The organism is Serratia sp. 4542 (assembly GCF_016805595.1).
GTDB lineage: Bacteria > Pseudomonadota > Gammaproteobacteria > Enterobacterales > Enterobacteriaceae > Serratia > Serratia nevei.
Window position 1 is genome coordinate 51509 of sequence record NZ_RXKV01000011.1, and the last position, 25947, is coordinate 77455.

21 protein-coding genes and 6 tRNA genes are annotated in these 25947 nt (G+C 56.7%); 9 read left to right on the forward strand and 18 right to left on the reverse strand.

Annotated elements, in window-relative coordinates; genetic code table 11:
* Window positions 1-10: 10 nt before the first annotated feature.
* The 8 genes from EKL15_RS17395 to EKL15_RS17430 form a co-directional block, all read right to left on the reverse strand.
* On the reverse strand, window positions 11-817 hold the full coding sequence (locus EKL15_RS17395; RefSeq protein WP_049272132.1) for an ABC transporter ATP-binding protein: 807 nt from the start codon (window positions 815-817) through the stop codon (window positions 11-13).
* Between the two features lie 17 nt (window positions 818-834).
* Window positions 835-1872: an iron-enterobactin ABC transporter permease gene (fepG, locus tag EKL15_RS17400; RefSeq protein WP_070915235.1), complete on the reverse strand. Its 1038-nt coding sequence runs from the start codon at window positions 1870-1872 to the stop codon at window positions 835-837.
* A complete protein-coding gene (gene fepD, locus EKL15_RS17405; RefSeq protein ID WP_060419872.1) occupies window positions 1872-2927 on the reverse strand; it encodes a Fe(3+)-siderophore ABC transporter permease in 1056 nt (351 codons plus the stop codon). Before fepD ends, fepG begins: the two co-directional genes overlap by 1 nt.
* Window positions 2928-3141: 214 nt before the next feature.
* Window positions 3142-4149 carry a Fe2+-enterobactin ABC transporter substrate-binding protein gene (gene fepB / locus EKL15_RS17410; protein WP_203090113.1) on the reverse strand — a complete coding sequence of 336 codons (1008 nt, stop codon included), beginning with the start codon at window positions 4147-4149 and terminating at the stop codon, window positions 3142-3144.
* Between the two features lie 475 nt (window positions 4150-4624).
* Window positions 4625-4700 (reverse strand) — tRNA-Lys (locus EKL15_RS17415).
* A gap of 7 nt (window positions 4701-4707) precedes the next feature.
* Window positions 4708-4783, reverse strand: a tRNA-Val gene (locus EKL15_RS17420).
* 38 nt (window positions 4784-4821) lie between these two features.
* Window positions 4822-4897, reverse strand: a tRNA-Val gene (locus tag EKL15_RS17425).
* A gap of 29 nt (window positions 4898-4926) precedes the next feature.
* Window positions 4927-5002, reverse strand: a tRNA-Val gene (locus tag EKL15_RS17430).
* Window positions 5003-5296: 294 nt separating this feature from the next.
* Between EKL15_RS17430 and gltX the strand changes: the two genes are divergently transcribed.
* Window positions 5297-6712, forward strand: a complete 1416-nt coding sequence (gene gltX, locus EKL15_RS17435) for a glutamate--tRNA ligase (RefSeq protein ID WP_033643946.1) — start codon at window positions 5297-5299, stop codon at window positions 6710-6712.
* A gap of 68 nt (window positions 6713-6780) precedes the next feature.
* Here the strand turns inward: gltX and EKL15_RS17440 are convergent, their stop codons facing one another.
* On the reverse strand, window positions 6781-7566 hold the full coding sequence (locus EKL15_RS17440; protein WP_087763448.1) for a formate/nitrite transporter family protein: 786 nt from the start codon (window positions 7564-7566) through the stop codon (window positions 6781-6783).
* Window positions 7567-7874: 308 nt separating this feature from the next.
* Between EKL15_RS17440 and EKL15_RS17445 the strand changes: the two genes are divergently transcribed.
* Window positions 7875-7950: transfer RNA gene (locus EKL15_RS17445), tRNA-Ala, on the forward strand.
* A 60-nt stretch (window positions 7951-8010) separates the two neighbouring features.
* Window positions 8011-8086 (forward strand) — tRNA-Ala (locus tag EKL15_RS17450).
* A gap of 125 nt (window positions 8087-8211) precedes the next feature.
* Here EKL15_RS17450 and EKL15_RS17455 read toward each other — a convergent pair.
* From EKL15_RS17455 to EKL15_RS17470, 4 genes are all read right to left on the reverse strand, one after another.
* Entirely contained in the window at window positions 8212-9186 is a 975-nt protein-coding gene (locus tag EKL15_RS17455; RefSeq protein WP_060419880.1) for a fimbrial protein, read from the reverse strand.
* Window positions 9187-9322: 136 nt separating this feature from the next.
* Window positions 9323-11788, reverse strand: a complete 2466-nt coding sequence (locus tag EKL15_RS17460) for a fimbria/pilus outer membrane usher protein (RefSeq protein WP_198509095.1) — start codon at window positions 11786-11788, stop codon at window positions 9323-9325.
* Between the two features lie 28 nt (window positions 11789-11816).
* Window positions 11817-12494 (reverse strand): molecular chaperone, encoded by a 678-nt coding sequence (locus EKL15_RS17465; RefSeq protein ID WP_060419886.1) that lies wholly within the window; start codon window positions 12492-12494, stop codon window positions 11817-11819.
* Between the two features lie 65 nt (window positions 12495-12559).
* Complete coding sequence (locus tag EKL15_RS17470) at window positions 12560-13090, reverse strand: fimbrial protein (RefSeq protein ID WP_060419889.1); 531 nt, start codon at window positions 13088-13090, stop codon at window positions 12560-12562.
* A 470-nt stretch (window positions 13091-13560) separates the two neighbouring features.
* Here EKL15_RS17470 and EKL15_RS17475 point away from each other — a divergent pair, with 470 nt between their 5' ends.
* Window positions 13561-14625 carry an FAD-dependent oxidoreductase gene (locus EKL15_RS17475; protein ID WP_100396455.1) on the forward strand — a complete coding sequence of 355 codons (1065 nt, stop codon included), beginning with the start codon at window positions 13561-13563 and terminating at the stop codon, window positions 14623-14625.
* Window positions 14626-14892: 267 nt separating this feature from the next.
* Here EKL15_RS17475 and EKL15_RS17480 read toward each other — a convergent pair whose 3' ends face one another.
* On the reverse strand, window positions 14893-16080 hold the full coding sequence (locus EKL15_RS17480) for a NupC/NupG family nucleoside CNT transporter (RefSeq protein ID WP_004936373.1): 1188 nt from the start codon (window positions 16078-16080) through the stop codon (window positions 14893-14895).
* Between the two features lie 377 nt (window positions 16081-16457).
* Between EKL15_RS17480 and EKL15_RS17485 the strand changes: the two genes are divergently transcribed.
* A complete protein-coding gene (locus tag EKL15_RS17485; protein ID WP_033635427.1) occupies window positions 16458-17693 on the forward strand; it encodes an Nramp family divalent metal transporter in 1236 nt (411 codons plus the stop codon).
* A 41-nt stretch (window positions 17694-17734) separates the two neighbouring features.
* Here EKL15_RS17485 and EKL15_RS17490 read toward each other — a convergent pair whose 3' ends face one another.
* Together EKL15_RS17490 and mgrA are read right to left on the reverse strand one after the other, a co-directional pair.
* Window positions 17735-18145 carry a DUF2502 domain-containing protein gene (locus EKL15_RS17490; protein WP_084827318.1) on the reverse strand — a complete coding sequence of 137 codons (411 nt, stop codon included), beginning with the start codon at window positions 18143-18145 and terminating at the stop codon, window positions 17735-17737.
* Between the two features lie 223 nt (window positions 18146-18368).
* Window positions 18369-19358: an L-glyceraldehyde 3-phosphate reductase gene (gene mgrA / locus EKL15_RS17495; RefSeq protein WP_100396453.1), complete on the reverse strand. Its 990-nt coding sequence runs from the start codon at window positions 19356-19358 to the stop codon at window positions 18369-18371.
* A gap of 188 nt (window positions 19359-19546) precedes the next feature.
* Here mgrA and EKL15_RS17500 point away from each other — a divergent pair, with 188 nt between their 5' ends.
* Window positions 19547-21208, forward strand: coding sequence for an alpha-keto acid decarboxylase family protein (locus tag EKL15_RS17500; RefSeq protein ID WP_197808914.1), 1662 nt, complete (start codon window positions 19547-19549; stop codon window positions 21206-21208).
* On the opposite strand, the gene EKL15_RS17505 is transcribed toward EKL15_RS17500, so the two are convergent.
* Entirely contained in the window at window positions 21205-22074 is an 870-nt protein-coding gene (locus tag EKL15_RS17505) for a LysR family transcriptional regulator (protein ID WP_060419900.1), read from the reverse strand. The genes EKL15_RS17500 and EKL15_RS17505 overlap by 4 nt on opposite strands.
* Before the next feature lie 98 nt (window positions 22075-22172).
* Between EKL15_RS17505 and EKL15_RS17510 the strand changes: the two genes are divergently transcribed.
* Both EKL15_RS17510 and EKL15_RS17515 read left to right on the forward strand, forming a co-directional pair.
* Window positions 22173-22625: a multidrug/biocide efflux PACE transporter gene (locus EKL15_RS17510; RefSeq protein WP_016926809.1), complete on the forward strand. Its 453-nt coding sequence runs from the start codon at window positions 22173-22175 to the stop codon at window positions 22623-22625.
* 66 nt (window positions 22626-22691) lie between these two features.
* A complete protein-coding gene (locus EKL15_RS17515; protein ID WP_019453821.1) occupies window positions 22692-23384 on the forward strand; it encodes an aspartate/glutamate racemase family protein in 693 nt (230 codons plus the stop codon).
* On the opposite strand, the gene EKL15_RS17520 is transcribed toward EKL15_RS17515, so the two are convergent.
* On the reverse strand, window positions 23381-24628 hold the full coding sequence (locus EKL15_RS17520) for an ion channel protein (protein ID WP_100396451.1): 1248 nt from the start codon (window positions 24626-24628) through the stop codon (window positions 23381-23383). The genes EKL15_RS17515 and EKL15_RS17520 overlap by 4 nt on opposite strands.
* A 310-nt stretch (window positions 24629-24938) precedes the next feature.
* On the opposite strand from EKL15_RS17520, the gene glk reads away from it, so the two are divergent.
* The gene (gene glk, locus EKL15_RS17525) at window positions 24939-25901 is read left to right on the forward strand and encodes a glucokinase (RefSeq protein ID WP_060419908.1); all 963 of its coding nucleotides are present in this window, start codon (window positions 24939-24941) and stop codon (window positions 25899-25901) included.
* Window positions 25902-25947: the final 46 nt, after the last annotated feature.

Below are 25947 nucleotides of genomic sequence, written 5' to 3' on the forward strand. Positions count from 1 at the left end.
CCGGCCTTTTTCATGCCTGCGGCGCGTCGCAGTGGTAGCGGCCGCGCGGGATCACCAGCGGGGTGTGGGACAGCGGATCGTCGATGATCATGCACGGCATGCCGAACACCCGTTCCACCAGCTCGGCGGTGATGATTTCCGCCGGGTTCCCCTCCGCCACGATCTTGCCGTCGCGCATGGCGATGATGTGATCGGCATAGCGACAGGCGTGGTTGAGATCGTGCAACACCGCGATGAGGGTTTGGCCGTGCTCGCGGTTGAGCTGGCGGAACAGATCCAGCAGCTCGATTTGGTGCGCGATGTCCAGATAGGTGGTCGGTTCATCCAGCAGCAGCAGCGGCGTTTGCTGCGCCAACGCCATCGCCACCCAAACGCGCTGGCGCTGCCCGCCGGACAGCTCGTCGACGCTGCGGTCCGCCAACTGGCTGACGTTGGTGGCCGCCATGGCGGCTTCCACCGCCTGTTTGTCGGCCTGCGTCCACTGTTTCAGCAGGCTCTGGTGCGGATAGCGGCCGCGCGATACCAGGTCCGCCACGGTAATGCTGTCCGGTGCGATTGAAGTTTGCGGCAGCAGCCCAAGCTCGCGCGCCAGCGCCTTGGTGGCGAAGCTGCTGATGTTCTTGCCGTCCAGCATCACCTCGCCGGCGCTGGGTTTGAGCAGGCGGCACAGGGCGCGCAGCAGCGTCGATTTGCCGCAGGCGTTCGGCCCGACGATCACCGTGAAGGCGCCGTCGGGGATCGCCACGCTCAGATCGTCAGCGATGATTTTATTGTCGTAGCCCAGCTTCAGGTGCGAGGCGTGCAGGCGGTGGCTCATGGCGTTATCACTTTTCATTATCTGCGGGCCTCACGGATGAGCAGCCAAATCAGGTATAGGCCGCCGATGCAGACGGTCACGACCCCGACCGGCAGTTGGATCGGCGCAAAAAGATGTTGGGACACCACGTCGGCGCCGAGCAGCAGCGTCGCGCCCATCAGCGCCGAGGACGTCAGGGTGACCGAGGATTGTCCAGCCAGGCGGCGGGCGATCTGCGGCGCCGCCAGCGCGATAAAGGAAATCGGCCCGGCGGTGGCGGTGACGGCGGCGGTGAGGGTGACGCCGAACAGCATCAGCCACAGCCGGCTGCCTTCGGCGTTCACGCCCAGTGCGCGCGCCGTGTCGTCGCCCATTTCCAGCAGCTGCAGCCGTTTGCCCATCAGCAGCGCGGCCGCGGCCGCCAGCACGATGAACGCCGTGGCGGGCTGGGCTTTCTGCCAGGTCATGCCGTTGAGCGAACCGGCCTGCCACATGGCGGCGTCCATGGCGCGCTCCAGCGAGGCGGTGATGATCAGCCAGGTATTGGTGGAGACCAGCACCGCGCTGATGGCGATGCCGACGATGATCAGCCGGAAGCCGGCGATGCCTTGGCGCCAGGCCAGCAGATAGATGGCCAGCGCGGCGAGAATGCCGCCGGCCAGCGCACCGCCGGCGATGTAGTAATAGCCGCCGTTGAACAGGGTGATGGCGATCAGTGCGCCGGTGTAAGCCCCCATGTTAAAGCCAATCACGTCCGGGCTGCCGAGCGGGTTGCGGATAATCGACTGGAAGATGGCGCCGCTCATGCCGAGTGCGCCGCCTAACAGCAGCGCCATGGCGATACGCGGCAAGCGCCATTGGGTAACCACGGTGACCAGATTTTTCGGCGCCTCGCCGCTGAGCGCGGCAAAGACCTGTTCCAGCGAAAGCTGCAGCGTGCCGTAGCACAGCGCGGCAACCGCCATCGTCAGGCACAACGCCAGCAGCGAAAGATTGACCAGCAGCAGGCGCAGCGGCATACGCCAGTTGATGACGCCGTCCGGGCGGCCGATATGCAACGTGTGGGGCAGACTCATCACAGACCCCCCAGCGTTTTCTTGCGGCGCACCAGCCAGATCAGCACCGGCGCGCCGATGAAGGCCGCCACGATGGAAACCCGCAGCTCACCGGCCGCCAGCAAACGGCCGACCACGTCGGCGCACAGCAGTAAAATCGGCGCCAGCAGCATGGAGTAGGGCAGGATCCAGCGCTGGTCGGGGCCGACCCACCAGCGGGCGATATGCGGCACCATCAGGCCGATGAAACTGATTGGGCCGACGGTGGCGGTCGCCGCACCGCACAGCAGCGTGATGGCGATCACCGCGACGACCTGAGTCAGCACCACGCGCGCGCCGAGCGCGATAGCCAGGTCTTCCCCCATGCCGATGGTATTCAGCGGCCGGGCGATGAGCAGCGTCAGCAGGCAGCCGAGCAAAATGGCGGGGGCGGTAACCGGCAGCGTGGACAGCGTGCGGATATCCAGCGTGCCGGCCTGCCAGAAGCGCAGTTGGTCGAAGGTTTGCGGATCGATCAGCGACAGCCCGGTGGTGATGCCGAGCAACACCGCGCCGATCGCCACGCCGGCCAGCGTCAGCCGCACCGGGTTGATGCGCCCGCCCGCCAACGTGCCGATCAGGTAGACCAGCAGGGTGGTGAGGGCGGCGCCGACGAAGGCGTAGGCCATATAGCTTTCGGTGGTGGCCGCGCCGAAAAACATGATGCCGATGACCACGGCGAAGCTGGCGCCGGCGTTGATGCCGAGCACGCCGGGATCGGCCAGCGGATTGCGCGTCAACGCCTGAATCAGCGCGCCGGCGGCGCCGAGCGCCATACCGGCCAAGATGCCCGCCAGCGTGCGGGGTACCCGGGCGTTGAGAATGATGGTGCTGTCGGAACCGCTCGCTGCGCCCTGCAGGCTGAGCCAGACGGTATGGAAGGGGATGGCTTTGGAACCCAGCATCAGGCTGGCAATGATGCACAGCAGCAACAGCGCCAAGCCGATACCGAACCCGGCGATGCGTTTGAAGCCACTGGCGTAAGCTGCGTGCGGTGCGGACGAAAGCGTCCGCTCAGTCGGAGTGGGTACGTTCACACCGGTAACTCCTGTATGATTTTTATTCTCATTGTTATTTGCGTTCATGCGGGCGCCAATAGTAGCACGAGTTTACGCCCGCATGCACCCGCCGGTTGGTGGCACAGGTGCGTTGACGATGTTAATAACTATTGATATTTCAATTGATTGAATGTGAACGGTTGCCCTGTTTATGGCAAACGTCGGCAGGAGGCTGACCCGCCGACGGCGTGGTTCAGGGCTTTTTGAACAGCCGTTCGATTTGGTTCAGCATGTTGGTGGCGCTGTAGTAATCGAGACGGAAAGTGTCGTTGCCGACGGCGTAGACGTGCCGCTGTTCCACCGGCTCCAGATGTTTGAGGAACGGGTTGGTCAGCACCTCTTGCACTTTACGCTCGTTGGTGGCGAACAGGATCAGCGTCTTGCCGTTCAGGCCCTCGGCCATTTTTTCGCCGGAGATCTGGATGATGTCATGGCGTTTACCCATGCTGGCATTGCCTTTGGCGCTTTCCGGCGGGGTGGCCAGTTGGAAGCCGAGCTGGGTCAGCAGCTTGCCCTGGGCGGAGCCCGGCGTCCACAGCATGGCCTCGCGGCCGTTGTCGGCATACACCAGCGGGGTGGTCGGCTGCGGCGGCAGCGCGATCGCCTGCTTCACTTGCTCCACGCGCTGTTCGAAACGATCTTCCGCCTGTTTGGCGCCGGCTTCATGGCCGGTGATCTCGCCGAGCTCGCTGGCCAGCTGTTGCCAGCTTTTGTCGCCATAATCGAGCACCAGCGTCGGCGCAATGGCCGACAGCTGGTCATACAGTTTCAACGCCGAATCCCCGCCGGTGGCGGCGACGACGATCAAATCCGGCGCGGCGGCGGCGACGGCTTCGGCATTGGGCTCCACCTGATACAATCGTTCGACGTGGCGCTGTTTGGCTACCTCGCTCCACTGGGTAAAGAAGCCTTGCTTATCGGCCACCAGAGGGTTCGGGCTGGTGGCGGCGCTGGCGACCACCGGGGCGTCGATAGCCAGCAGCGTGCCGGTGATGGTGACGCTGGTGGACACGATGCGCTGCGGCGGTTTTTCCAGCGTGAACTTCCCTTTGGCGCTGTCGATGGTGCGCGGCCAACTGCTGTCGGCAGCGGGGGCGGACGGTTTCTGCTCGTCGCTCTTGTCGTCCGGGCCGCAGCCGCTGAGCAATAGGCTGGAAGTGGCGATAAATGCAATGAACAGCTGGCGTAAGGATAGGGTCATGAGCGGGCTCTTTCTTTCCTTGAACTAAGGCGTATCAATCCGGCGGCGGATTGGCTGCGTGGTGGATGCCCGCTAATTTACCATTCAAGCCGGCAAAATGATAACCATTCGTATCTCAGCGCGTGGTGAATAAAGAAAGAGTAAGAAGAAAGGGGAAGGGGGTGAGACAGAAACGAAAAAAGCGCCAAAAGGCGCTTTTTTCCTGAATGGGTGGGTCGTGCAGGATTGATTCGGCCTGTGGCCTCACCCTGCGGGCAATGCTGCGCGTTGTCGTACCGCTGCGCGATGCTCGAACCTCTACGGCTATCCGCCTATTTCATAGCCGGCCCCTTCGGGCCAGCGCAAGCGCTGTTCAAAAGCATAAATGCTTTTGTCTTATCCTGCACGACTCGGTGAACTCTGTCGGCAAGAAGATTAAGTCGGGTTTAGGTGGCGCAGAAACGAAAAAAGCGCCAAAAGGCGCTTTTTTCTGAATTGGTGGGTCGTGCAGGATTCGAACCTGCGACCAATTGATTAAAAGTCAACTGCTCTACCAACTGAGCTAACGACCCGCAGAAGTGGTGGGTGATGACGGGCTCGAACCGCCGACCCCCTCCGTGTAAAGGAGATGCTCTACCAACTGAGCTAATCACCCACTTCGGGACTTCCAGGTGCTGCTAAACGAGAGAATGATGGTGGGTGATGACGGGCTCGAACCGCCGACCCCCTCCGTGTAAAGGAGATGCTCTACCAACTGAGCTAATCACCCTCATTCGTTCTCATTTTTACTCAACAAGATGGTGGGCGATGACGGGCTCGAACCGCCGACCCCCTCCGTGTAAAGGAGATGCTCTACCAACTGAGCTAATCGCCCCGTCTTGTTGGAGTCGCATTATAGGGATAGTTCAAAGTGAGTCAACGGTTTTTAAAATGATTTCAATCGTTCGCCGCAAATTTAGGCAGGGCGCGATAATTATCGCCAACGGCGCCGATTCTTTGCGCAACGCTATGCGAAACTCGCCGCAAAACGCGCGAAATCGACCGGTGCAATATCGTGTCGGCGTTGAGGAATTAGCGCGTGGTGATACAATGTCGTCCACTCTTTTTTCAATTCCGAGCAATCGTCGGCAACCGCCGACACGCGTTGCGTAATAAGGCAGTGAACCCAATGAAAATCAAAACCCGTTTTGCACCGAGCCCGACCGGCTATCTTCACGTCGGCGGCGCGCGTACCGCACTTTACTCCTGGTTGTTCAGCCGCCATGCGGGCGGTGAGTTCGTTCTGCGTATCGAAGATACCGATCTGGAACGCTCCACCCAGGACGCGATCGACGCAATTATGGATGGCATGAACTGGTTGAACCTGGATTGGGATGAAGGCCCGTATTTCCAGACCAAGCGTTTCGATCGTTACAACGCGGTCATCGACGAGATGCTGGAGCAGGGCACGGCCTATAAATGCTATTGCTCCAAGGAACGTCTGGAAGCGCTGCGCGAGAAGCAGATGGAAAACGGCGAGAAGCCGCGTTACGACGGCCACTGCCGCGACAGTCAGTGCAGCCACACCGACGACGAGCCGCACGTGGTGCGCTTCCGCAACCCGCAGGAAGGCTCGGTGATCTTCGACGACAAAATTCGCGGCCCGATCGAATTCAGCAACCAGGAGCTGGACGATCTGATCATCCGCCGCACCGACGGTTCGCCAACTTATAACTTCTGCGTCGTCGTCGATGACTGGGACATGGAAATCACCCATGTGATCCGCGGCGAAGACCACATCAACAACACCCCGCGCCAGATCAACATTCTCAAAGCGCTGGGCGCGCCGGTGCCGGAATACGCGCACGTGTCGATGATCCTCGGCGACGACGGTAAAAAACTGTCCAAGCGTCACGGCGCCGTGGGCGTCATGCAGTACCGCGACGACGGCTATCTGCCGCAGGCGCTGCTGAACTACCTGGTGCGCCTGGGCTGGTCCCACGGCGATCAGGAGATCTTCTCCATCGATGAGATGAAAGAGTTCTTCACGCTGGAAGCGATCAACAAATCCGCCAGCGCGTTCAACACCGAGAAGCTGCAGTGGCTGAACCACCACTACATTAACCATATGCCGGCGGAAGAAGTGGCGGTGCATCTGGCATGGCACGTTGAGCAGCTGGGCATTGAAACCCGCAACGGCCCAGAGCTGAAAGACATCGTCAAACTGCTGGGCGAGCGTTGCAAAACGCTGAAAGAGATGGCGGAGTCTTGCCGTTACTTCTACGAAGACTTCAGCGAGTTCGACGCCGACGCGGCCAAGAAGCACCTGCGCCCGGTGGCGCGTCAGCCGCTGGAAGCGGTGCGCGCCAAGCTGGCCGCCATCACCGTCTGGACGCCGGAAAACGTGCACGACGCCATTCAGGGCACGGCGGATGAGCTGGGTGTCGGCATGGGTAAAGTCGGCATGCCGCTGCGCGTTGCGGTGACCGGCGCCGGCCAGTCGCCGGGCATGGACGTGACCGTGCATGCGATCGGCCAGAAGCGTTCGCTGCAGCGCATCGACATGGCGCTGGCTTACATCGCCGAGCGCGAAGCGCAAGCCTGATTCGCTGATACGCCATAAAGAAAAAGCCCCGTGGAGCGATCCCGGGGCTTTTTCTTTATGGCGATGCGTCAGGCTTGCTCGCTAGCCGGCAGCCCCGGGCGGTAGGCGAGGAAATACATCAGCCCGACAAAGCCGGCGCCTCCCAGCGCGTTGCCGAGAAATACCGCGATGAAATTGGGCAGATACTGCTCCCAGCCCATGCCGCCGGCAAAGATGGCCGCCGGGATGATGAACATATTCGCCACCACGTGCTGGAAGCCGATGGCGACAAAAGCCATGACCGGGAACCACATGCCGATCACTTTGCCCGGCACATCCTTGCTGGCGAAGGCTAACCATACCGCCAGGCACACCAGCCAGTTGCAGCCGACGCCGGAAATGAAGGCGTGCAGGAAGTCCGCATCCACTTTGGCCTGCGCGATCGCCAGCGTTTTATGCAAGAACGCACCTTCGGTCAGGCCCAGCAAATGACCGAAGAAGTAGGCGACGGCCAGGCTGCCGGCCAGGTTGGCCAGGGTGACCCAAAACCAGTTACGCAGCACGGCGATGGCGGGGATTTCGCGGGCAAACCAGGCCATCGGCAAGGTCATCATGTTGCCGGTCAGCAGTTCGCCACCGGCCAGAATGGTCAGGATCAAACCGATAGGAAAGACCGCGGCACCCAACAGGGCGCCGAAAGAGCCCCATTCGGCCGGCAGGGTGCCGATGACGTGAATATCCAGCAGAAAGCCGGTGGCAATAAAAGCGCCGGCGAGAAAGCCCAGAATCAACAGATTAGCGAGAGGGGCGCGGCTTTTGTTTACCCCGGCCTGAACGGCGAGGGCGGCGATTTCTTTTGGTGAATGCAAAGACATGACGGACTCGGTTTATAGTAATGAAGTTTATGGCGCGGGCAGTCTATGCCGCTCGGGAGTCCGACTCAAGCGCATTTCACTAACATTCCGTTAATTAAAAATCAACGTGATATGCAGGGTCTTTTGCCATTCTGAGATGTAGCGCGCAAAATGGATGAACTCTGCACAAAGTGATGATTTTTTGGCGCCAAACATGCTGATTTGGCGGCTTTTTCAACGCTTGATTCAGGAATTCAATTTAGCCGTTGACAGCTTTGAGTGGGTTTCATATTATGCGCCCCGTTCACAGCACAAAGTGATTGTGGAACGGGGCTATAGCTCAGCTGGGAGAGCGCTTGCATGGCATGCAAGAGGTCGACGGTTCGATCCCGTCTAGCTCCACCAACCTTCTTATCAGAGAGGTTGGGGAATACCGTAACGCCGGTCAAAGCGTACCACTTTTGTGGGGCTATAGCTCAGCTGGGAGAGCGCTTGCATGGCATGCAAGAGGTCGACGGTTCGATCCCGTCTAGCTCCACCACCATTTGAAAAGCCGACCTTAGGGTCGGCTTTTTGCTTTATGCGTGCGTCTAATGCTTGCCTGACGCTTGGAAAAATGACTCTGGCTTTTCGATAGCTCGGAGTTATGCCGCCAGCTCACCAAAACTAGCGATAGGATACGGTGAACTGCGCCACGGCATTGACTTCTCCCGGCGTAACTTTTTCTTCCGTTTGATAATATTGCACGCTGAGCGGGATTTCGTTTATACCTACCAGCGTCTGGTTTAGCATGCCGGTTTTCGTCCCCAACTCAAAGGGAATGCCGTTACGCAGTATCTGCAGACCAACGCCGGTGGCCGCCTCTTTTGATGGGATAACGGCCAATACCTGACGATTGCCATTAACCATGTCACCGCGTATCTCCAGATCGACTTTAGTGTTGACATTGCACTCCATCGCGATGTTAAAAGGGGTATTTCCCGCCGTGGCCCCTATACCAGAGAGCGTCCGCCGGTTGATTTTTCCCAGAAAAACCTGTTTCGACGGCGTGCTGAGGCGGCAACCTTCCACTGCGATATTGACGGCAGGAAAATAGGTCTCACCCAGCCGTCTGGCGTTGGTTGCTCTCAAGCAGGTATAGTTAAAGGAGAAAGGGGAAAGTGCAGACATGGCACCAGATTGTATGTCGCCGGTCTTGACCAGATAATATTTGAAGTTTCCGCCAAGAACATAGTTCACGGGTGTATTACGCGGCGCATAAATATCCCAAAGCCCCGGTTGGTCATTGAGCGACATGGCAATGCCGACCCCCTGCCAACCAGTCTGATAGACGGGAATACCGTGGTATTGTAATGCTGTCGCACTCAAGTGGGTATAGGCTTGCAACACCAGATCGCCGGGTTCGCCAAAGGAGAACTGTATGGCATTAGCCAACAGCCTGACGGAAAAGTAAGATTCCCCACGACCGATAAGATCGCCGACTTTAGCGTCTGCCGGGACGGTAATGCCGGATTGCTCGATTTTTAGCGGATGATGCCATATCGCATAGCAATCGCCTTCACTTTGGGCTGAAAAGGAAAATAATAAGGCCAGGATGCCAGCGATCCTGGCTATAGCTGTTGTTTTAAATAGTGTTGGCATATTCACTTTTCCTATTAGATATTGCTCGTACTGTGCATAGCGTTATTTTTACCATGTTATATGGCGGTATTGGCCGGAAAAACTCTGCGATTTTATCCTGCATGTAACGCAATGTGCTTTTATCGATAATTCAATGCTATTTACATATCATATTGAGCATTTTTATTTTTGATTCAGACTCTTTAGCTGTAATAGCATAACTGCCTTGGCAGCGTTGCTTCCCCTCCCAATGAACCAACACCGTTCCTGAGTCAGGCATGCCGCTCATATAAACGCTATTATCATTTCCTACGATCCCCGTCGTTTCGTTTTCTCCCTGCAGCGTAGCGACGGCGCCGAATGGGATTGCGTCGGTATTGTGTTGCAGCTTTAAGATGATTCTATTGCCGATGTTAGATTTAAAGTGGGCAGCTACAACAGCGCCTTTGGTCGGGATGACAATCTTGCTGTTCTTTGCTATTTCAACGTCATCGCCAAAGCTTTGCGGATTTAAGGCAATCCGATTCTTATGATAACTGCTGATGTAAGGTACTACCGCATAGCCACGAGAGTCAGTTTTGACGCCGACACTGTTAATCACTTCAATATTATGGGCATTGGGTACTTTAACTAAAGCAACGGTATCACCCAGCGATTGCGATAATGTAATGCCGTTGCCATGGACGATGGCGCCGCCGCGTAGGCTGTAATTAACCCGCTGAATATTTTGATCAAAGCTGTATCCGGCCCCGACTTCACCATACCCGCCGCGATAGTAAGCGGAGCCGTTGCCGGAGGGGCTGGATCTGGTGCTGCTTTGTGAGGCCGAGACGTTATAACTGAGCTGATTATTTTCAAGAGCCGTTCCGCTTAGACCCAATTGCTGATTGAACTTGCCCTTGCTGTTCTTGCTGGCGGTATAGTTAGCCCAGCTGTTCGATTGCCATTTGTTCAGCGGGATCTGAACGTTAAGTGTGGCAATTTTGTCGGGTTTATCCGTATAAGGGCCGCTATTGTAACTCAAAGCAAGATTGTAGCTAATGCCACGCTGACTGGTTGAAAACCCAAGCAGAAAATTCTTCTCAACGCTGCTGTTATGCCAGTAGTTCTGTTGATAACCGTTGAGGTAGAAACTACCGAAATCGCGAATGGGTTGGTTAATATTGAGTACCAGCTTGCTTCTTTTTATGTCACGCGCAAGCCACTTTTTCTCAAGGTTGGTATTCATCTCGCTAAATTCAGAAAAGTTTAAATAACCCGATGTCGAGTATCGATATCCTGCAAGCGTGAAGTTCGTGCCCGTGGTTTCAAGGTTTTTTGCGTACTGGAGCCGATATTGTTGCCCCGAACGGGCAGTGCCCGTAATGAGCCGGCTTTTAGTATGGGTGACATCGGCTGAAAATGATCCGAGCTTTTTCAAGCTGCTGCCGATGCCGGAAGAGATTCCCTGGTGTTTTTCTGAGATGATTGCGCCCCCATAGAGCGTTTTATCGTCTCTAAGACCATAAATTAATGACTGCTGAAGAAATTTATATTTAGATTTATCGTGTTGCGCAGTGCGGTACTCGCCTAGCGTTAATTCATTTTTTTTCATGCCTTCTCGCAGCATGATGGGCACTGCGGAAAAGGGTTGAAAGAAACTGCGTTCTGAACCATCTGCCTCCTTGATGATTACTTGCAGCCCACCGCTGGAAGTGGTGGGGTAAATATCTGTTATTTCAAAACTTCCTGCGGGAACATGAGTTTGATAAATGATGTAGCCATTTTGCTTCACAATGACTTCGGCATTGCTTTGCGCGACGCCTCGCACCGTGGGGGCGAAGCCCCGTTGGCTGTCAGGGATCATTGAGGGGTCGCTCGCGAGTTTCAGGCCGCGAAATTGAAAGCTGTCAAAGACGTCGCCAGAGGTTGAACTATCACCCACGGTCAAAGTGCTTTTGCTGTCTCTAAACCCTCGCTCAGCATAGGAATTGATGCTTTTCCATTTGGTGCTGTTTTGGCTTGAGTAGGTGGAGTAGTTTCTCAATCGCCAGGCACCGAAGTTTGCACCGCTGCGCAGGTTCAAATATTGATTGTCACCCGTTTTCGCATTCCCATGTTGCCAAGACTCGGTGCCGCTGAAGCTGTAATCCATCAGGAAGGCGTTTATGCCATCATCCCAAAGCGTCGGGTTTACCCAATCCCGCGGCTGATTTTTAAGATAAGCCTGAGGAATGTTTAAGTCTAATCTTTGGCGATTGAAGTCAAACTTTGCGTAGCTACCCGGAATCATCTCATTGATAGGGTGAGCGGCTATGCTGTTTTCGCTCGTCGTTACTTTCAATGTGTCAAGTTGGATGCCGAAATTTTCAAGATCGTTTCGATGGATGCGAGGTTGCAAAGCACCGGCAACGCGGAAAAACTCCACTTTTTGATTAACAAAAAAAGCGTTGTTCAAATAGATATCCACCCAATACTCACCAGGCAATTGATCGCTCGGATTGTTGAAATGGGATAAGTCAGCAACTTTCTGATAATTTCTGTTTAATGCAGAAGGCTCAAAGTAGTCCTCTGCCAGTGCAACCGGTGAGGATAAAAAACAGAAAAATAGCACCGACTTTTTGTTGTTGGCGATACTTGGCATAATCATCTTTGCATCCCTTTACATGTTGTTATAACGATGCTTTTATTTCCTGGGTTACGCCTCCATAGTCGTTAATGGCTTGCCATTTTATTTCAGAGCTGCGTATTCCGTTTGGTATGGCCCATTGTTTTTTACTTTTTGGTGCGACCATGTCGGCTTCCTTAAGCTCTTTTCCGCCAACAACGAGAGAATAAAATGAGACATAAAACGGCGTTGGATTACTCACAGTCAACATGTTTTTTTCTCGTGAGAATTTGATTTTTTTGTATGCGTCACTTGCCTCTTTTTTTGACAGGGCGCTGGGCCGGTAGATTATTTTTATTCTGTTTTGTACGGTGATGAGTAGTTTATTTTCCTTGTTTCTTTTCGTTGATGGTATCGATCTTACGCTAAGCCAATATACAGTTTCTTCATGCTGTGGCAAAAGCTTGCCGGCATGGATGATTCTAATAATATTATCCTGTTCCGGTTCCAACCTGAACAATGGCGGGGTAACAATGAATGGGACTTCACTGCTATCCTCGGGACGGAAATTTTCTGCCCAGGTTTGGATGAGTACCGGTGAGCTGCTGTCTTGATTGCTTACTGAAATATTCGATTCTTTCTTATTTTCCTCATAAATAACTCGCGTTCCTCCCAAGGTTACGCTGGCGACAGTATTAAAAGAAAATAATAGCAGAAAGTAAAAGATTCTTTTTTTAATCATCGTTATTCCCGTGGGTGTTTTAATTATCTGGCCGGCGTTGTTACCGGCCAGATAAGAGGGCTTTATTAATTATATGAGATGCTGAATTGTGTCGTGGCATTTGCCGGGCCGACGGTAACCGTGCCGGATGTAGACATATATTTTGCGACATAAGTAAAGACGTTCCTGATGTCTTTTTGCACGCTTTGCGCATTAGAGAATGACGCCACTGGTATTTGCGTTGTGCCATCGGCCTCATAGAGCGCAACGCCGATGCCTGTAGCGGCGTTAGTTTCTTTATTGAGCGACAGCAGAGTTGTGTTGCCATCTGCGTAAATACCATCGAACTTGATAGACGCTTTTTTGACCGTGTCCGGACAACTGACTAAGGCGATATTGAATTTTGTCGGTAGCGCTGTATCGCCAATGCTTCTAAACGCTTTGGCGCTGACATTGCCCATTGGGATTGTCTGGTTGGCACTGCCCGCCTCAACCGTGCAGGTTTGGTCGGTCACCGTGCCGGTAAAGTTTATAGTACCGTCTGCGGCGTATGATGCAGATGATATGACTAGAGAGGCTCCTGCTAACAGCATGGTTATCTGGGTGCGTAATTTCATATTCTCTATCCTTTTATAACTGTATGTAAATCATAGTTTTTTAAATCAATCCCTATGCTTCTTGAATACGCGATAAAACTCCCTTTTTCAGGTGATTGATGCTTGAAAATGTGTGTTAGTTTGAATTTGAAAGCTGCAATTATCACTTTTACTGGTTTTTAATGCTGTCAGATGATTTTTCTCCGGCCGCTATTTGTTAACGAAATTTAGTCTATATGAAAAAAATTTATTCAGTGGTAAAGATCATAAAAAGCGCTATTTTCAGAGTTAAATTCTATATTTATAGTTTTTTATGCTATTTGTTTGAGTGTGTATCCTGAATTTAAGCAATCCTAATAGTTTGATCCTCTGATTAATCTTGTGATTGTTAATGTGCTAATTAATGTTGGTGATGGGTATGTGTTGACATTGATATTGTTTTCTTGATGAAACTATTGTCATTGTTTCACCATCGTTGGATGAGGTTATCCATGAAAAAAAATAAAAATATCGCAATTGTTGGTGGTGGCGGGGTAACGGCGGTGATGACGGCCTTAGCCTGTGCGAGGAAAGGGATCTCCGTTGATTTTTTTCTCGATGAGATGGATTACGATGAGTTCAAGACCTCTTTGGGTAGCCATTGTCTATGGCGAAGCGTTCATGAAGATAATCTGCGCCTGAGTCGATTTGCGGCCCAGTCTCAATGGATATGGGAAAAATTTATTCTGGCCTCTAGCGGTGAGTTTGGCCGAAAAGAAAGAATGGTACGCGTGGTTGAGCGTGCGGAACTCAACCAACTGATAAAATTGTATGAGCTGTATAATTTACCCTATGAAGTGAAAAACTGTGGTGATGATGAATCAATTGTATTGCCACCTTTCCTTGATTGTAAGAATAAATTTGTCTTCGTGAGTTATGATTCTATTTTGCTTAACGTTGCTGAAATATTTTCATATTTTAGTGATGAATTGGCATTTTTCACGAGTGTGAATGTTTTCAGAAATAAAAATATTGGTGGATTAGGTAGCATTGAAGGCGGTGTGATTTTTGTTGACGAAAAGAAACATCTGTATGATATCGTGGTTAAGTTTACAAATGATTTTAAAATCAATGAGATGAATTCTTTCGAGACCGTAGATGTCGAGGCTAAAACGATTTTTAAAGACTTTTATCTGTCAGACACCATCGGTCATTTAACACAGCCCATATGGATTTCTGAAAATGAGTTTAATATATCGCTCGTACCCTCTGTCGATGGACGTGTTATCAGGGTTGGCATGGATGTTCACTTCCCCCAATCGGCAGAGGTATTGGTGCGGAATTTAAACATTGATGCTTATTTATCAAGAAGTAAAATTGACATAATGTCCAGTTCGATATTTTCAATTAGCTCATGTGGCGTCTCTTCTGAAGATGCCAGGTCAGTGATTCCATGCTGGACAGTCAGTGATGACAATAAAAAGATAGTCGTCGTTGAAAGTGTGGACTCCTACTACAATGCCTCACCTGCTGTTGCGGAGGAGATCACTACGCTATTAACGCTGATTATCAACTGATTGTTTGTTTTATGGCGTGCGCACAGCTAAATGCAACACCGTATGGCGTATCAAAAGCGTTCTGTTGTAAGGACAAAAATCGACCTGTTCTGACTACGCAGATTGTTGCCATAGCCATTCCATTTTATGCAGAAGCATTATTATTGGGGGAAGTTTAGCCGAGCGACGAATGCTTATTTTCTGTCAGCATGCGCCAGTGCAGACGGCCAGGATACAGGCATAGAAAAGGCGCCCGCAGGCGCCTTGTTATCGCAGTCGGTTCGAGGCTTAGCCCAGTACCAGACCCGCGATGGAAGCGGACAGGATGCTGACCAGCGTAGAGCCGTACACCAGCTTCAGGCCAAAGCGCGACACCACGTTGCCCTGGTGTTCGTTCAGGCCCTTGATCGCACCGGCCACGATGCCGATGGAGGAGAAGTTGGCGAAGGACACCAGGAACACCGACAGGATCCCCAGGCTGCGCGGCGACAGTTCGGCAGACACTTTCTGCAGCTCCATCATTGCCACGAACTCGTTGGAAACCAGCTTGGTGGCCATGATGCTGCCAACCTGCAGGGCTTCGTGTTTAGGAATCCCCATGATCCAGGCGAACGGATAGAAGAAGTAGCCGAGGATTTCCTGGAAGCTCAGGCCGAAGATGGCGCTGAACACACCGTTGAGCGCGGCGATCAGGGCGATGAAGCCGATCAGCATCGCGGCAACGATAATCGCTACTTTGAAGCCGGCCAGGATATACTCACCCAGCATTTCGAAGAAGCTCTGGCCTTCGTGCAGGTTGCCGAGGTGCAGCTCTTCTTCTTTATTGGTGTCGTACGGGTTGACCAGCGACAGCACGATAAAGGTGCTGAACATGTTCAATACCAGCGCCGCCACCACGAACTTGGCGTCCAGCATGGTCATGTAAGCACCGACGATGGACATGGACACCGTAGACATCGCGGTCGCCGCCATGGTGTACATGCGCTTTTCCGACATCTTGCCCAGGATATCCTTGTAGGCGATGAAGTTTTCGGATTGGCCCAGGATCAGCGAGCTGACGGCGTTGAACGACTCCAGCTTGCCCATGCCGTTCACTTTCGACAGCACGGTACCGATAATACGGATGATGAACGGCAGCACCTTGATGTACTGCAGAATACCGATCAGCGCCGAAATGAAGACGATCGGGCACAGCACCTTCAGGAAGAAGAACGCCAGGCCTTTGTCGCCCATGCCGCCGAATACGAAATCAGTCCCTTGTCCCGCAAATCCGAGCAGTTTGTCAAACAGCGCGGCAAATCCTTTTACGAAGCCCAAACCCGCTTCCGAATGCAGGAAAAAGTAGGCCAGCAGTACTTCGATAACCAGTAGTTGAATAACATAGCGAATGCGGATGCTTTTACGATCGCGGCACACCAACAGGGCCAGGATCGCCACCACCACTATCGCCAACGCAAAGTGCGCAATATGGGACATGTTTGCTCCAAATTTGAGGCAGGCTGAATTTCGGCTGTCATTTTATGTAACGCTACGTTTAAAAACGAGACTTCTATTGCAAATATGGAAAATCATAGTGGGAGTTCTCCTAAAGTGTTGCGCAAAAGCATAAAAAATCAAGATGTTAAAGCAGCAATAGGAAATTCGTATTCTTGTGCTAACCTGTCTTTCAGGGGTATTGCAGCCCAAATCCCATCAGAAAAGCACGGAAATCGGCAAGCTCCGCGCTGAACCCTTCGATAAAACCGTTAATGTTGGCTATTACAGAGATAAGTTTTACCGCTCTAAATGCGCTTGATAATTATTATCATTTATATAAAGTGGAGATAAACGTAATTTCAGTAAGGGTTCAACATATGCTGAACAGTCGCGTGGTTGAAACCACCTCCGGGCGCTCCGCCAGAAAAATCAAACTCTCGCTGATGGGGCCCGCCTTCATCGCCGCTATCGGCTATATCGATCCCGGTAACTTCGCCACCAACATCCAGGCCGGCGCCTCGTTCGGCTACAGCCTGCTGTGGGTGGTGGTTTGGGCCAACGTGATGGCGATGCTGATCCAGCTGTTGTCCGCCAAGCTGGGCATCGCCACCGGGAAAAACCTGGCCGAGCATATTCGCGATCGCTTTCCGCGGCCGGCGGTGTGGGCTTATTGGGTACAGGCGGAGATCATCGCCATGGCGACCGATCTGGCCGAGTTTATCGGCGCGGCGATCGGCTTCAAGCTGCTGCTCGGCGTTTCCCTGTTGCAGGGCGCAGTGCTGACCGGCATCGCCACCTTTTTAATCTTGATGCTGCAAAAGCGCGGGCAAAAACCGCTGGAGCTGGTGATTGGCGGCCTGCTGCTGTTCGTCGCCGCCGCTTATATCGTCGAGCTGGCGTTCTCCCAGCCGCAGCTCGCGCCGCTGCTGAAGGGCATGGCGCTGCCCGATCTGCCTAACGGCGATGCGGTATTTCTGGCCGCCGGGGTATTGGGCGCCACCATCATGCCGCATGTGATCTACCTGCATTCTTCGCTCACCCAAATCGGCGGCGAGCACGACAAGGCGGAGCGCTATGCCGCCACCAAAGTCGATGTCGCCGTGGCCATGACCATTGCCGGTTTCGTTAACCTGGCGATGATGGCCACCGCCGCCGCCGCGTTTCATTTCAGCGGCCACAGCGGCATCGCCGATCTCGACGTGGCTTACCTGACGCTGCAACCGCTGCTCGGGCAAGCCGCTGCCACCGTGTTTGGCCTGAGCCTGGTGGCCGCCGGCCTCTCCTCTACCGTGGTGGGCACGCTGGCGGGGCAGGTGGTGATGCAAGGGTTCGTGCATTTCCATATCCCGCTGTGGCTGCGGCGCGCGGTGACCATGCTGCCGTCGTTTATCGTCATCATGCTGGGGATGGACGCGACGCGCATTCTGGTGCTGAGCCAGGTGCTGCTCAGCTTCGGCATTGCGCTGGCGCTGGTGCCGCTGCTGGCTTTCACCGGCAATCGGGCGCTGATGGGGGAGATGGTCAACGGCCCAGTGGTGCAAAACCTGGGTAAGCTGATCGTACTGGTGGTGGTGGGATTGAACGGCTATCTGCTGATCGGCAGCGTGCTGTAGGCAAAAAAAGCGCGGGCCGGCATGGTGCCGGCCCGTCGTCGTTAATCGCGGTCGTCATCGCCGTGGCGGCGCCAGCGATCGCGATCGTGATCGTGATGGTGTTTTTTCTCTTTCTTCCAGTAATGCTTGTCGCAACGGCGGTCGCACTTGTAATAACGGCCATCGCGAGAGTAGTAGTATTTGCGCCAATAGTCGCGATCGCGCCAGCGATAGCCGTCCCAGTAATAGCCACGCGGGCTGCGGTCGCCGAGATAGCGGCCCTGATGGCCTTGCCACCAGTCACGATCGCGCCAGTCGTAACCGTCCCAGTAACGGCCGCGATTGTCCTGATCGCCGATGCGCAATGAAACGCCCGGCATCAGATCGATGCTGAGCCCTTCGGCGCGAGCCTGCTGTACGGCGGGCAACACCGTCGCCGCCAAGATAGCGGCCAAGAGCAGAGGTTTAAACATGACTTCTCCTTTCCGCTTGCGCGGCCTGGCCGTTAATCACTTTATGAAGCGCGTTCATCAGTTTAAAAAGCGGCCTTATCGTTATTTTTGCTGCAATATCGGCATCATAGCGCCGGCGCATAGGGTTGAATCTGAGAGCCACTCTGAAAACGGCGCCGCAGGCCGAGATTTGAGATTTTTCTGGGGGATCGCCGCTCGGTGGAGCGGCGGTATTTGTAAGCGATTACAGTAGGATTTGTTCGATCTGAACGAGCTCTTCTTCACTGAAATGACGATTGGCCAGCATGCCTACCGCGTCTTCTATCTGCGCATTCTTGCTGGCGCCGATCAGCACCGAGGTGACGCGATCGCCGCGCAGCACCCAGGCCAGCGCCATTTGCGACAGCTTTTGCCCGCGTTGCCGCGCCAGCGCATCGAGGCGGCGCACTTTGTCCAGCCGTTCGGCGGTCAGTTGCTCCGGCTGCAGGAAGCGGCTGCCGCTGGCGGCGCGGGAATCTTGCGGGATGCCGTGCAGGTAGCGGTCGGTCAGCAGGCCGCCCGCCAGCGGCGAGAAGGCGATCGACCCGACGCCATGCTCTGCCAATGTATCCAGCAATCCCGCTTCCGGCGTGCGTTCCAACAGCGAATACTTCGGCTGGTGGATCACGCACGGCGTGCCGAGCCGCTGCAGAATGTCGAACGCCTGCCGCGCGCGTTCGGCCGGGTAGTTAGACAGGCCGACATACAGCGCTTTGCCCTGGCGCACCAGCAGATCCAGCGCCGCCATGGTTTCTTCCAGCGGCGTGTCCGGATCCGGCCGGTGGTGATAAAAGATATCCACATACTCCAGCCCCATGCGCTTCAGGCTCTGATCGAGGCTGGCGACCAGGTACTTTTTCGAGCCCCAATCGCCGTAGGGGCCGGGCCACATGGTATAACCGGCTTTGGACGAGACGATCAGCTCGTCGCGCCAGGCCCGCAGATCGGCGTTGAGTATGCGGCCAAAGTTCTCCTCGGCGGCGCCGGGCGGCGGGCCGTAGTTGTTGGCCAAATCGAAATGGGTAATGCCGCGATCGAAGGCGCAGCGGATCAGGCCGCGGGCGTTGTCGTACAGCGTGGCGTCGCCGAAGTTGTGCCACAGCCCGAGCGAGACGGCGGGCAGCTTCAGCCCGCTGCGGCCGCAGCGCCGGTATTCCATATCTTGATAACGCGTAGGGGAGGCTTGGTAGGACATAGTTATCCTTGTCGGCGGGAGGTGAAGTGCTTTGAGTGTATACGCTTTCACACCGCGCTGCCGGGGGAGCGATCACAGCGCCGGCATGTAACGCCAGGTTGCCGATCGAGGCAGGCGCGTTTGTTCGAAATTTGAACGGCATCTTCGATACTTAAGATAATCGCTCCAGCTGCAGACAGGTGATGATCATGACTCAGACCTATACGGTGGCCGATTATCTGCTCGATCGTCTGGCCCAAATCGGCATCCGTCATTTCTTCGGCGTGCCGGGGGATTACAACCTGCAATTCCTCGATCACGTTCTCGCTCATCCGCAAATCACCTGGGTAGGCTGCGCCAACGAGCTGAACGCCGCCTATGCCGCCGACGGCTACGCTCGCTGCAAACCGGCGGCGGCGCTGCTCACCACCTTTGGCGTGGGGGAGCTGAGCGCGTTGAATGGGGTGGCTGGCAGCTACGCCGAATACCTGCCGGTGATCCACGTGGTCGGCACGCCGGCGCAGCGCGCCCAGCGCGCCGGTGATTTGCTGCACCATTCGCTGGGGGATGGCGACTTTACCCACTTCGCGCGGATAGCCAAAGAGGTGACCGTCGCGCAGGCTAACCTGACCGCCGACAACGCCGCCGTGGAGATAGACCGCCTGATCGGCGTCGCCTTGCTGGAGCATCGCCCGGTTTACCTGATGTTGCCCAGCGACGTCGCACAAGCGCCGCTGTCGGCCAAACCGGCGCCGCTGATGCTGCGTCAGGCCAAACTATCGCGCAGCGCATTGCAGGCATTTATCGCCGCAGCGCGCGAAAAGCTGCTGCCGGCGCGGCGGGTATCGCTGCTGGCGGACTTCCTGGCCGATCGCTTCGGCGCCGAAGCGGCGCTGGACGAGTGGCTGCAGGCGGTCGACATTCCGCACGCTACGCTGCTGCTCGGCAAAGGCGTGCTGGATGAGAACCGAGCCGGGTTTGTCGGGACCTACTGCGGCGGCGCCAGCGATCCGGCGGTGAAACAGCTTATCGAAAACGCCGATGTGGTGATCAACGTCGGCGTGCGTTTGACCGACACCATTACCGCCGGTTTCACGCATCATTTGCCGGTGGAAAAATGCATCGACATTCAACCGTTCGAAGCCTGGGTCGGGCGGCAGCGCTTTAGCCGCATTCCGATGCGCGAGGCGGTGCAGGCGCTGCACCGCCTGAGCCTGTCGCTGGCGTCACGCTGGCCGTTGCCGCCGATCGTCCGCCCGACGCTGCCGGAAACCGATGGGGAAGGGCTGGATCAGCACGCCTTCTGGCGGCAGATACAGGATTTCCTGCTGCCCGGGGATATCGTGCTGGCCGATCAGGGCACCGCCTGTTTCGGCGCGGCGGCGTTGACGTTGCCGCGTGGCTGCCGCCTGATCGTGCAGGCGCTCTGGGGATCGATCGGCTATACCCTGCCGGCGACGTTCGGCGTACAGACCGCCGAACCGCAGCGGCGGGCAATATTGCTGATCGGCGACGGCGCCGCGCAGCTGACCGTACAGGAACTGGGATCGATGCTGCGCGACGGGCTTAAGCCGGTGATCTTCGTGCTGAATAATCAGGGTTACACGATCGAGCGTGCGATCCACGGGCCGGAGCAACGTTATAACGACATCGCGCGCTGGAACTGGACGCAGCTGCCGCCGGCGCTGGCCGGCGAGCGGCCGGTGAAGGCGTTGCGGGTCAGCGATCCGGACGGACTGCGCCAGGCGCTGCGCGAGGTAGCGGACGACGATCGGCTGGCCTTCATCGAAGTGATGCTGCCGAAGATGGACATGCCGGAACTGCTCGATACCGTCTCGCGCGCCATTCAGGCACGCAACGTCGCCGCTTAAGGCAGGGTATCGCCCAGCAGGCGATCCAGCATCCAGAACCCCGCCGGGCCCGGCGGGGTCAGTTTGGACCAGACCGCATCCACCGAAATCAGTTTTGGCCAGCCGCGCGGCCGCAGCTGGGTGAGTTTGCCGTGGCCGTATTGTTGCACCAGCCAGTGCGGCAGTACCGCCCAACCGAACCCCTGTTCCGCCATCTCCAGCAACAGCAGATAGCTGGGCGCCGACCAGACCAGGCCACCCTGTCTGGCCGCTTCGGCGCCGGTGTAGGTATTCAGGATCAGCTGGCGGATGCTGGACAGCTGCTCCGGCGTTGGCGCGGCGACCTGGGCCAGCGGGTGCTGATGGGCGACGAACAGCCCCATTTCGGTCTGTTCAGGCAGCCGGGAGAAGGCGATATCCGGCGGATAACTTTTTTGCACTTCCACCATGCCCAAGTGCGCGCGGCCGCTTTGCAGCAGATCGATAACGTCGCCTTCTTCGGCGATCATCCATTCCAGCTCAATCTCCGGGTAGCGCTGTTCGAACAGCTGCATCAACCGATCGTGATGCTTGGGCTGGTAGGTATCGGAAAATACCATGCTCAGGCGCGGTTCAACCTCGCCCGCCAGCTGAATACTCAGGGCGTCGAGCCGTTCGCTGGCCGCGAGGATCGCCTGCACATGCCCCAGTACCTTGCGGCCGGCGGCGGTGAGCACCGGTTGGCGCGCGCTGCGATCGAACAGCGTCAGCGCCAGATCGGCCTCCAGATTGGCGATGGCGGTGCTGACGGTGGATTGGCTTTTGCGCAGCTTGCGCGCGGCGGCGGAAAACGAGCCGAGGGCGGCGGCTTCGACAAACGCATGCAGCGCTTCCGGAGAATAGTGCATAACCTATCTACTTTATCGATGGAATCTATTTTTAACCTACCCGAAAAAGCGATGATAATCACCTGGCTTTCGCAACAACTGTTGAAAAAAGGTGATGTATGCAACTGCAAAACAAGTCTCTCATTGAACGTATCGTCCACGCCGTCGGTTTCGAGGCCATCGCCGTGATGGTTTGCGCCCCGCTGGGCGCGTGGCTGCTGAACCGCTCAATGGTGCAGGTCGGTGCGTTGGCGGTGATGCTCTCCACCGTCGCGATGCTGTGGAACATGGTTTACAACACGGTGTTCGACCGCCTGTGGCCGGTCAGCCGGGTGGTGCGTAACCTGAAAGTGCGTGCGCTGCACGCCGTCGGCTTTGAAGCCGGTTTTATCCTGATCGGCGTGCCGATCGCCGCCTGGATGCTGAGCATCTCCTGGGCGCAGGCGTTTATGCTGGAAATCGGTTTCTTCCTGTTCTTCCTGCCGTACACCATGGCCTATAACTGGCTGTACGACACGCTGCGCCAGCGCTGGTTCGAAGCGCGCCAGCCGATCAATTCCGGCGCCAAATAAGGCGTCGTCAGCCCGGCGATTCTCAGGTAAGGTCAGAGGATCGTCGGAAATGCTGAGGAACGAATGATGAAAGTGTTGGGCTTGCTGGGTGGCATGAGCTGGGAATCCACCATTCCTTATTACCGCACCATCAACGAGCAGGTAAAGGCGCGCCTCGGCGGGCTGCATTCGGCCAAAATCGTGCTCTACAGCGTCGATTTTCAGGAGGTTGAACGCTTGCAGCACCAGGGCGATTGGGACGGCGCCGGCCGGCTGCTGGCCGCCGCCGCAGTGGCTTTGCGCGCCGCCGGCGCCGAAGCTATCGTGATCTGCACCAACACCATGCACAAGGTGGCGGAGGCGGTCGAGCAGGCCAGCGGCCTGCCGCTGATTCACATCGCCGACGCCACGGCGCTGCAGGTGCGGGAAAAAAACATTCGCCGCGTCGGGCTGCTGGGCACGCGCTTTACCATGGAGCAGACCTTCTATCGCGGCCGCCTGCAGGAATTGCACGGCATCGACGTGGTGACGCCGGTCAGCGCCGATCGCGACATCGTACACCGCATCATCTATGACGAACTGTGCCTGGGTAAAATTCGCGACGCCTCGCGCGACGAGTATCGCCGGATCATCAGCGATCTGGAGCAGCAGGGCGCGCAGGGGATTATTTTCGGCTGCACCGAAATAGGTTTGCTGGTGAGCGAGCGTGATGCGTCGGTGCCGGTGTTCGACACCACCGCGATCCACGCCCGCGCCGCCGCGGCGTTCGCGTTGGCCTAATCGTCGTGCGGCGGCTGCCGGCGATTCACCAGCATCAGCGGTTTGCCCGCCAGCGCCAGCCAGGCGGGCAGCATCACGATGCACAGCACCGGCAGCAGGTGCAGATCCGGCACCACCGCCACCGCCATGAACAGGCTGAGCCAGCCGTCGCGCGTGACCACCAGCACCAGCCCCATGATGGCGCAGGAGACGGTGATCGCCGCCGGCACTGCGGGAACGTGCTGATGCAGCATCAGCCCCAGCGCCACGCCGACGAACACCGCCGGGAAGATACGCCCACCGCGAAAGCCGCTGGCGGCGGCGATCACCAGCGCCGCCAGCTTGGTCAGGGTAATGGTCAACAGCGCCGGCACCGAATAGCCGTCGTCTTGCGCGAGGCGCTTCATTTCATCCAGCCCTTTGAACAGGGTAATCTCTCCGCCCACCAGCGCCAGCAGGCCCAGCACAAAGCCCCCCAGCCCTAACATCAACACCGGATTTTTCATCGAATGGAACAGGCGGTGAACGTGCGGGAAGCACCACAGCGCCACCATGCCGAGCGCGATGGCGATCAGCGCCACGATGGCGCCGCTGAAGATGTCCGGCAGCCGAGTTACATCGTAGGCGTCGAGCTGCAGGGCGAAATTGGGCACGAAGAACATCTGGGTGGTGACCGCGCCGGCGGCGGCGGCAACCAGCGGGGCGAACAGCCGATCCCACAGCGGCGTTTCGTTATTGCCCGCCAGGGTTTGCGAGAAGATCAGCGCGGCGGCGACCGGCGTGCCGAACATCGCGCCGATGGTGCCCGCAGCCGCCAGGATGATCCAGTCCATGCGCGGCACCTTCGGCAGCAGGCGCGCTCCGGCGGCCGCTACCAGCGCGATATTGATGGCGGTGATCGGGTTCTCCGGCCCCAGGCTGACGCCGCCGGCCAGGCCGACGATCAGCGCTAACCCCAGTCCCGGCAGGGCGGAGAGCGGTAGGGGCATGCCGATCAACGATTCCGTCGCCGGGTCCGGCCCGGCGTGGCCCGGCATATAGCGCACGATAAGGCCGACCGCCACGCCGGTCAGCGTCAGCATCGTGACCGGCCACCAGGGCGACTGGGCGTCCAGGCTCAGCGCACCGGGCAGCGTCACCCACAGTAATTGCTGCAGTGCGGCGGCAATGTTCATCACCAACAGCAGCACCAGACTGGAAGCGGAACCGATAATCAGCGCAGGCAAAGCAAAGGCCAACATGGCATTGGCGCGCGGATGCAGCATGGATAATCCCTTGTCGATGCCTCCCGGCAGGGCAGGGAGAGCGGGTGGTTGAGCAGTGGCCACAGCTTGCCAGACTATCGGCGCGCAGGCACGCATTGATATTGCCCGGCGTCGATGACGGTTAACAGTCGCCGGGGGGCGTTTTTTGCCGCAATTTGTTTCAAAACGCGGCGCCGCAGGCCAGCTGAAACGTTTTTTGTGATCCGGATCGCTATTGGGGTGCAGATCCGAGGCGGGTGATTGTTGTTTTTGCAGCAGGATTTTACAGTGTGGGCAGCTTTTTATTTTTCATTTTGCGGAGACGAAATCAATGACCTATGCCCTCGTAGGTGATGTTGGCGGCACCAATGCCCGCCTGGCGTTGTGCACTGTTGCGACGGGTGAGATTACCCAGGCGAAAACCTATTCCGGCCTGGAGTTCGACAGCCTGGAGGCGGTGATCCGCCAATACCTGAAAGCGTGCGATATCGAGGTGCAGGACGCCTGTATCGCGATCGCCTGCCCGGTGACCGAAGACTGGGTGGCGATGACCAACCACAGCTGGGCGTTCTCGATCAAAGAAATGAAGGCCAGCCTGGGGCTGAGCCATCTGGAAGTGATCAACGATTTCACTGCCGTCTCGATGGCGATCCCGATGCTCTCGCCGGACGACGTGCTGCAGTTTGGCGGCGGCGATGCGCAGCCGGGCAAACCGATCGCGGTGTATGGCGCCGGCACCGGGCTGGGCGTTGCCCACCTGGTGCACGTCGATCGCCGTTGGGTCAGCCTGCCGGGCGAGGGCGGCCATGTCGATTTCGCGCCGAACAGCGAAGAAGAGGACATCATTCTGGAGGTGCTGCGCGCGGAAGTGGGGCATGTTTCCGCCGAGCGCGTGCTGTCCGGGCCGGGCCTGGTCAATCTGTATCGCGCCATCGTCAAGGCGGACAACCGCCTGCCGGAGAAATGGGAACCGAAGGACATCACCGAGCGGGCGCTGGCAGACAGCTGCATCGACTGCCGCCGCGCGCTGTCGCTGTTTTGCGTGATCATGGGGCGCTTCGGTGGCAACCTGGCGCTGAATCTGGGCACCTTCGGCGGCGTGTACATCGCCGGCGGCATCGTGCCGCGCTTTATGGAATTCTTCAAGGCCTCTGGCTTCCGCGCCGCCTTTGAAGACAAGGGGCGCTTCCGCGACTATGTGCGCGAAATCCCGGTGTTCATGATAACGCACGGCCAGCCGGGCCTGCTGGGTGCCGGCGCGCATCTGCGCCAGACGCTGGGCATGCACCTGTAAGCTCAGGGGCGGGGCAATAAAAAAGGGGCGCAACCCACAGGTTGCG